The organism is Streptomyces sp. SID486, assembly GCF_009865385.1.
Taxonomy (GTDB): domain Bacteria; phylum Actinomycetota; class Actinomycetes; order Streptomycetales; family Streptomycetaceae; genus Streptomyces.
Window position 1 is genome coordinate 1 of record NZ_WWJT01000460.1, and the last position, 5575, is coordinate 5575.

The following is a 5575-nucleotide window of genomic DNA, read 5'->3' on the forward strand; positions in this document are numbered from 1 at the left end:
CCAGGCACCGGCTCGCATCCAGGCACCGGCTCGCACCCGGGCACGCCCCCCGCCCCGGCCCCGGTGCCGGCACCGGCCCGACCGGAGACACCGCCGTACTCCCGGCCGGACACCGCGCCGCCGCACCCGGCGGCCACGCCCGCGCCCTCACCGGCGACCCCGGTGCCCCCGCTGCCCGCCACACCGCCGCAGCCGCAGGTCCGGCCGGCGACACCCCCGTACCCGCAGCGGCCCCGGGGCGCCACGCCCCCGTACCCGCCCGCGCGGCCCGCCGCACCCCCGTACCCCCAGCCGCCCCGGGCCGCCACGTCCCCGTATCCGCCCGCGTGGCCCGCCACGCCCCCGCACCCGTCCGCGGCCCCGCCGCCCTACGGCCACGGGGTGCCGATCGTGTACGGCAACCCGTACGCCGGTCCGGACCCGGAGGTCGTGCTCGCGGACGACGGCGCCGGTGTCGTCGTCAACGCCGTCGGAGTGCTGTTCGAAGTGGCGGGTGCCACCGCGGACTTCCCGTGGCACGAGATCGCGCGCGTCGAACGCAGCTGGCGCGGCCACCGGTTGACCATCACCGTGCGGCTGTGGGACGGCGGTGTGTACTCCTGCGAGCTGAACGCCCGCCGGCAGACCCGGCTCCGCGCCTGGCTGGCCCAGCTCGACCCGGTCCTCGCCCGGTACCTGGCCCGCTAGCGCACACGGGCGCAACCGGCCCGTCCCGCAGACGACTTGAGGCGTACAGGCTTGAACAGGTCAACTCCTGGGCACGGACCTCCTACCGGCGCCCGGCGCCGGTCGCTGTCAGCAGGAGGAGGCGTCATGGACCGTCGGATCCGGGTACGTGTCAGCCGGCGGCCCTCCGCCCCGCGCGGGCAGGAGATCGACCGCAGGACCCCGTCGGGACGCGTGCTGCCGTACTGAGCCGCCGGAGTGCCGGCCGCGCGGACGCCGGGCAGCCGCGTCATCCCTTTCCACGGTCGGGATTCCGGTGTGCTGCTCGCCTTCGCGGGGGACGGCGCCGCGCGCCCTCCCCGCCGGGTCACGCGGCCAGCGGGTCCAGGACCAGGGGTTCGATGCGGCCTTCCAGCATGGCGCCCAGGCCCTGGGCCGCGCAGATGTCCGGGCGTTCGGCGATGTGCACCGGCATCCCGGTGGCCTGCCGCAGCATCTGGTCGAAGCCCGGGAGCAGCGCGGAACCGCCGACCATCATGATCCCCCGGTCGGCGAGGTCCGCCACCAGGTCGGGCGGGCATTCGCGCAGCACCTTGCCGATGCCGTCGAGGACGGCCGTCAGCGGGGTCTGGATCGCGTCGCGCACGGCGGCGGTGTCCACGCGCACACTGCGGGCGAGGCCCGTGGCGACGTCCCGGCCGTGGATCTCGGTGGACGCCGGGCCGTACGGGGTGAGGCCGTTGCCGGACAGGGCCAGTTGCAGCGGCCGTACCGACTGGGTGGGCAGCATCAGCTCGTGTTCGTGCCGCAGGTGCTGCACGATCGCGTGGTCCACCGCCTCACCGCCCACCGGGATCCGCTCGGCGGTGACGATGGAGCCCAGCGAGAGCACGGCGACCTGGGTGGCCGCCGCCCCGCACACCATGATCATGGTGGCCTCGGGCCGCTCCACCGGCAGCCCGCACCCCACCGCGGCGGCGATCAGCGTGTCCACCAGCTCGACCCGCCGCGCCCCCAGCCCGACCAGCGTCTCGATCGTCGCGCGCTGGGCCAGCGGGTCGGCGTCGTGCGGGGCGCAGGCCGCCGCCCGCAGCCGCGGCTTGCGGCGCAGCGTCCGGCGCATCTTGTCGCCGAGCAGATGCCGGAGCATGCGCTGCGCCATCTCGATGTCGACCACCGTGCCGCCGGCGATGGGCCGTACGACCTTGATGAAGTCCGGGGTGCGCCCGGTCATCTTCTCGGCGAACTCGCCGACGGCGATGAGCGCGCCGGTACGGGTGTTGACGGCGGCGGCCGAGGGCTGGTCCACGACGAGACCGGTGCCCTTCACATACACCCGGGTACGGGCCGCGCCCAGGTCGACGGCGAAGTGGCACCGGCGCAACTGCTCCAGGCTGACGGTCACGGCAGATCCTTCCGAGTGCGCGGGCCTTGCGGGACCCGCCTTGAGGGGAGGGCCCACTGGCATCCTGCCGCCAGGCGGGGGGCGGGCGCCTTCTGTGGGCGGCCGGGCGGGGCGCCGCTGAACGGGCGTATTTCCCGGCCGCTTCGGTGTGTCGTCCGCGTGTCGCACGTGTCAGAGCGCCCCGGCCGCCTCCAGCAGCGGGTCGAGGGAGGACACGACGACCTCGCTGTCCTCCTCGCGCAGGTGCCGGCGTACGGCCGCGGTGGGGGCGTAGGCGATGAAGCGGAGGCCGAGGTGCTGGGCGGCGGTCAGTTCGGCGACCGAGGAGCTGATCAGGACGGCACGGCGGGCGGGCGTGGGGACGGTGTCCAGGGCGCGCAGCAGACAGTCGGGGTGCGGGGTCAGCAGGCCCAGGTCGTCGCGGCGGCCGTGGACGCCCGCGAGGGGCAGCCGGTAGGGCTCCAGATAGCGCTGGACGGCCGGGGTGCACACGTCCGTCACCACGCCGACCCGCCGGCCGGACCCGTGCAGGGCGCGGACCAGCGCGAGGGAGCGGTGGGTGGTGGGGGCGTCGGGCACGGCGGCCAGTTCGAGGTCGTCGAGGCGCGCCCGCAGCAGGGGACCGAGCCGGTCGTGCGCGAAGGCGCGCAGCAGATCCAGCGGATGCGCGAACGCCTCCCGGCCGGTGGCGTGCGCCACGGGCAGCGCCCGGCCGGTCAGCGCGTCCCGCGGGTCGCGGTGGTCGGCGACGACCGACAGCAGGTCGAGCACGGCCTCCCGCGCCGTGTGCGCCGTGAACAACCGGGCGAGGGGGCCCTCGAAGCCGATCAGCACGATTTCGGCGTCGCTGAGGAGGTCCGCCAGCCGGCGACGCGACGGGACCGGCGGCTCCGCGGCCGGCGCGGGCGCCCACTCGGGCACCAGCTGCACGGTGTACGACACGGCGAGCCCCGGCACCGGCCAGTCGGCCACCTCCGCGTTCACCGCACGCTGGGCCGCGCCGGCGCGGCGCAGCGGGTGCCGGCGGGTGATGGGGGCCGCCGCGGCGCACAGGTGCGTCAGCAGGAGCCCGGGGACTTCCGTGGCCTCGCCGCGGACGAAGGCGACCGGATCGGCCACCCGCCAGGACAGCATCACCGCGGCCTTGAACGCGCCCTTGCCGGAGCTCGGCAGGGACACGATGTGACGGGTCTCGTGCGGGGTGAGGTCGACCGAGTAGTACGTCTCCGGGCGGGGCGGCCGGGTGCCGTACGGCTGGATCGGGTCGAGCAGCGTGAGGGGCCCGTCCGGGCGGGTGTGCACCACGGCCGTGCGGCCCGGCGTGGGGACGCCCAGCTCGTGCAGGTCGTGCGTGATGAACGGGCCCTGGACCAGGTCCCGTTCCCGTGGCTCGGGCGAGCGCGGCCCGAGCAGGCAGTACCAGGCGGCCGGCGGGCTCTCCGGGGCGCTGTCGCGGAAGAGCGGCCGGAAGCGCTGCGAGCGCTGGGCGGCGGAGCTGGCGGCGAAGTCGTCGTACAGCGCGGGCGGTACGACGACCGTGACGTCTCCGGCCGCTTCCGGCGGCGGGCCGGCCGGCCGGCCGAACGTCACCCGGAGCCGGGGCGGGTCGGCGAGCCGGGTGAGCGCCTGGGGGAGTTCGCGCAGGACGGCGACGAGGACGGGCAGGAGGTAGGTGCCCGGCTCGACGCGCACCAGATAGCCGTCGGGGCGGACGTGCATCGCGTACTGGCGGGGGCCGAGGGAACCGCGGACGAGGATCGCGTGCACCGCGGCCTCCAGGGTGATCCGGGCTTCCGGGCGGCCGGTGAGCTCGTCGGCCTCGAACCGGATCTCGGCCCGCCCGGCGGACACTTCGGCACCGGCACCGGCACCGGCACCGGCACCGGCTCCGGCATCAGCACCGGCTCCGGTCCCGGTTTCGGGTCCGGGGTGGCGTGCGGGGCGGGGGGCACGCTCGCCTTCGCCTTCGGGGGCGGAGGCGGGGGCGGGGTCGGAGTCCCGTTCGCGGCCGGGGCCGACGTCCGCCGAGAGGCGCCGCACGCTGTCCGCGCTGACCGTGGCGAACGGGTCGCCCTCCGGTGCCGTCCCCGCACCCCGGGCCGACGGCACCGACACCCGGAACTCACCAGGTGCCCGGCCCGCCCTGCGGTCGATGAACTCGCCCATCCGGTCCAGCAGTTCCGCGGTGCGGGCCCGGTCGGAGCGCGGCAGGCCGAGCAGGAGCAGCTCCCGTACGCCGTCCCGGAAGGCGTAGGAGCCGGGCGCGGCGCCCGGGACCGTGGTGAGCATGCCGCTGAGCACGACCTCGGCCAGGTGCTGGGGGCGCGGATCCGGTTCGACCGCGGCCTGGACCAGCCGCATCACCGGCAGGTCGGGTCGCCCCACCGCGAGATGGCCGGCCAGCCGGAACGCCTCGGGGGAGGCGGTCGCGCGGAACCGCAGGACCAGTTCCTCGGCGGACAGCAGCCCGACGTCCGTACGGTCCTCGGCGTCGGCCGGCAGCGGACGGCCCAGCCCGGCGACCGCACCGGGGAACTCCGCGCCGCCCGGCGCGGTGAGCAGCGCGGCCCAGTGCGCCAGCCACCGCGGCTCCGGCTCCAGCACCGGAAGGGGCACGGCGCCCCCGGCCATGGCGCCCCCGGCCACGGTGGACCGGAACGTCTCGTACATCCCGTGCATCCCGGACGTCCCGGACGTCCCGTGCATCCCGTACGGCTCGTGCCGCCCGCACCCCTCGAACGGGCCGTCCTGGCCGCCCTCGCCGTCCCTCTCGTAGGGGGTGAACGTGAGCGTCGCGGTGGGGGCCGCCGGGTGCGGGGCCGACAGGCGCCCGGGGGTGGTGGGCAGCGCGGTGTCCCGCCACAGGTGCTCCGGGAGGGGCTGGACGACGGCCAGGGGCATCCGGCGTGCCCAGCGGTGCAGGGTGGCGTACCAGCGGGTCCCCGCGGAGCCCTCCCGCCACTGCGGGCCCATGCAGTCGCTGATCAGCAGGGTGACGGTCCGGCCGTCGGCGGGGGCATGAGCGTCGGGGCCGCGCACCGTGCCGTCCGCGCCGGCCCGGTACAGGACGACCGTGCGGAACGCGCCCGACTGGGCCAGCACCGTGTGCAGTTCGCGGACCAGCGGCCGCCAGACCGGCATGGTCGGGCCGGCGTCGTACACGAGGTTCAGGCGCAGCCAGCGCTCGCGGGCGGGGCGCAGGACCGGCAGCCACCACGCGGGGTCGGCGCCCAGCCGGGCGATGCGGTCGGCGGTCGCCCGTTCGTCCAGTTCGTGCCCCACGGGCGCGTCGATCCGGCGGCCCAGTGGGCGCAGCGAGCGTTGCAGGGCGAGCGGGTGGCGCAGCATCGGGGGCGCAGGGGCCAGCAGGGGGGTGTGGGACCGGTGGGCGGTGGAGGCGGGGCGGTGGGACGGGAGGTGCAGGGGGACGCGGGCGGGCGGCGCGGGCGCCCGGACGGGCTCCGGCTCCGGGGCCTGCGGTGCCGCCCGCGGGGACGGCCGGGG

3 protein-coding genes are annotated in these 5575 nt (G+C 76.8%); 1 reads left to right on the top strand and 2 read right to left on the bottom strand.

Features of this window, described 5'->3' with window-relative positions:
* The first annotated feature begins 381 nt into the window (after positions 1-381).
* Positions 382-687: a hypothetical protein gene (locus GT045_RS38990; protein WP_202528687.1), complete on the top strand. Its 306-nt coding sequence runs from the start codon at positions 382-384 to the stop codon at positions 685-687.
* A gap of 346 nt (positions 688-1033) precedes the next feature.
* Here GT045_RS38990 and GT045_RS21810 read toward each other — a convergent pair whose 3' ends face one another.
* Both GT045_RS21810 and GT045_RS39920 read right to left on the bottom strand, forming a co-directional pair.
* Positions 1034-2071, bottom strand: a complete 1038-nt coding sequence (locus GT045_RS21810; protein WP_161286853.1) for a rod shape-determining protein — start codon at positions 2069-2071, stop codon at positions 1034-1036.
* Positions 2072-2242: 171 nt separating this feature from the next.
* Positions 2243-5575 (bottom strand): SAV_2336 N-terminal domain-related protein (locus GT045_RS39920; RefSeq protein ID WP_272926874.1); only part of this gene is annotated, 3333 nt, incomplete at its 5' end.